The 1,959-nt window shown below is 45.3% G+C and carries 4 protein-coding genes; 3 read left to right on the forward strand and 1 reads right to left on the reverse strand.

The annotated features are described in order from the left end of the window. The first annotated feature begins 277 nt into the window (after positions 1–277). A complete protein-coding gene (locus H6F92_RS26665) occupies positions 278–490 on the forward strand; it encodes a PEP-CTERM sorting domain-containing protein (RefSeq protein WP_190356389.1) in 213 nt (70 codons plus the stop codon). A 68-nt stretch (positions 491–558) separates the two neighbouring features. Then, on the forward strand, positions 559–1,263 hold the full coding sequence (locus H6F92_RS00295) for a hypothetical protein (RefSeq protein WP_190356390.1): 705 nt from the start codon (positions 559–561) through the stop codon (positions 1,261–1,263). A 99-nt stretch (positions 1,264–1,362) separates the two neighbouring features. Here H6F92_RS00295 and H6F92_RS26430 read toward each other — a convergent pair whose 3' ends face one another. Next, positions 1,363–1,644 carry a DUF5615 family PIN-like protein gene (locus tag H6F92_RS26430; protein WP_265795694.1) on the reverse strand — a complete coding sequence of 94 codons (282 nt, stop codon included), beginning with the start codon at positions 1,642–1,644 and terminating at the stop codon, positions 1,363–1,365. A gap of 96 nt (positions 1,645–1,740) precedes the next feature. Between H6F92_RS26430 and H6F92_RS00305 the strand changes: the two genes are divergently transcribed. Continuing rightward, a partial coding sequence (locus H6F92_RS00305) for a helix-turn-helix domain-containing protein (RefSeq protein ID WP_190356392.1) occupies positions 1,741–1,959 on the forward strand: 219 nt, incomplete at its 3' end.

The raw sequence follows: 1,959 nt of genomic DNA on the forward strand, positions 1-1,959 counted from the left end.
AAAGACTTAATAGAAGGGATTGAATTGGCTATGTTAGAAGTTACTCAAAAAGATATTCGCAATTGGTTTACTCACTGTTGCTACTGTACCTCATAAGTCAGAGAATTGCTATACATTTAGTGACTTTAAGGAATCTGGACAAGGTACGGGAATACCTGCTGTAGATGACTTTATCGGCGGTGAAAGTAAGTATTGGAGGTTTTTTGATGCTGCGGGTAATAATTTTAATGCCGTTTTACCAATATCGGTTTTTCCTCTAAGTCCCACACCGCCAGGTGTGACCATCCCGTTTGTTGATAATAGTGAAACTCGCATATCTGATGTAGTTGTCTTTCCGATTCCGCCAATACGAAAAGACCCAGACCAATTAAGAATCATCCCGGTTCCCGAACCCACCAGTATTCTCGGCACAGCGATCGCTATAGGATTAGGCGGAATGCTAACCAAAAAGAACTTAAGCAAGCTCAAGGATGACAAAGAAGCGGCTTGAGCGAGTCACTTAAACCCTATACCCACCCCCCAGCCTCAACTGGGGGTTATCTGACTTAGTTGCCGTTGATGAAAATTGCGAATACCGACACCAATAGATGGACAATACCGCGACAACTGGTTATTGTCCTCTCACCCCTGATATTAGGGATTCTAGAAATCTGGCATCCTGTCGGATTACCTAATAAAAGTGCCTTTGAGTCCATTCTGCCTCAAGTAGATTGGTGGCTGACGCTTCACCTGCTTCAAGTGCCTTTATTTGGACTGGTGGCGCTGGCAGTTTTTCTGATGGTTAACAACTTGCGCGGATGGGCAGCGAGAATCAGCCGGATCGGGATGGCGTTCTTTGTGGTTTTCTATACGGCTTTAGATGCGATTACAGGCATAGCCGGAGGGACGCTGATTAGCAGTGCGCGAAACTTACCACCCAATGTGCAATTTTTTGTTTCTAAACAGGTTAACCTGCTCTTTTTCGACCCGCTGATCGGTGGCAGCACTTTATCTCTAGTCGGGATACTCGGTGCGGGGGGGTGGTTCGTGGGGGTAACGGCGGCGGCGATCGCACTGGCACAGGTTGGAGTGGATCGCCTTTCAGTCCTCCTGCTCATCTTGGCAGCGATTTTATTTGCCTTATCCCATACTCCCCCCACAGGTCCACTAGGTTTGTTGTTTTTCTTTCTGGCTGTTACTCGAATCGATCCCCGCGTGTGGAGCGGAAAAAACAATACTGAGGTTGATTTTAGCGGTGAAGAGGGGCGATCGCAGTATGGATAATTTCCAGCCTGAGAAGGGGTAAAACAGGGGAAAGGAAGCGATCGCTAGTGTGAGAGATATATAACTTAAGATTTGTGACGCGATCACGACAAAGCAGAATTAATAGTTCCAGTGGTTCAGGGAAATGAACTGATTAGCAAGAGGGAAGTTAGCAGTTTCAAGATTGGCGATCGCATTGACAATTGCCTTAAAACTCATTTTCTTTGAGGGATTTGCCTCTTGATAAATTGCCAAAATTCCGGGATGGTGGGAATCCGCAGCATGGAGAAACTGAAAGTCACGGCAGTTAAGGGTCAACAGGATGCGATCAGCATTTCTAGCATAGTCCAGAACTAGGAAATCTGGGTGACTCATCAGACCAGCTTCGTTAACTGTAATCACTTCATCGGAAATTTTGGGTCTGAAACCCCGCCGTTTTAGGTTGGCTTTGCTGTTAAATCTTAGCGCATTTACAAAATATGTGTTAGAATGTGAGGTATGGAAAAAGCCTATTCTTACCGATTTTACCCCACACCAGAACAAGAGTCGCTATTGCGGCGCACTTTGGGCTGTGTAAGATTAGTTGACAATAAAGCTCTCCATGTCAGAACACAAGCTTGGTACGAAAAGCAAGAAAGAGTAGGCTACGCTCAAACTTCTTCAATGCTAACCGATTGGAAAAAACAAGAAGAATTAGACTTTCTCAATGAAGTAAGC

Source organism: Microcystis wesenbergii FACHB-1317 (genome assembly GCF_014696875.1).
GTDB classification, from domain to species: domain Bacteria; phylum Cyanobacteriota; class Cyanobacteriia; order Cyanobacteriales; family Microcystaceae; genus Microcystis; species Microcystis wesenbergii_A.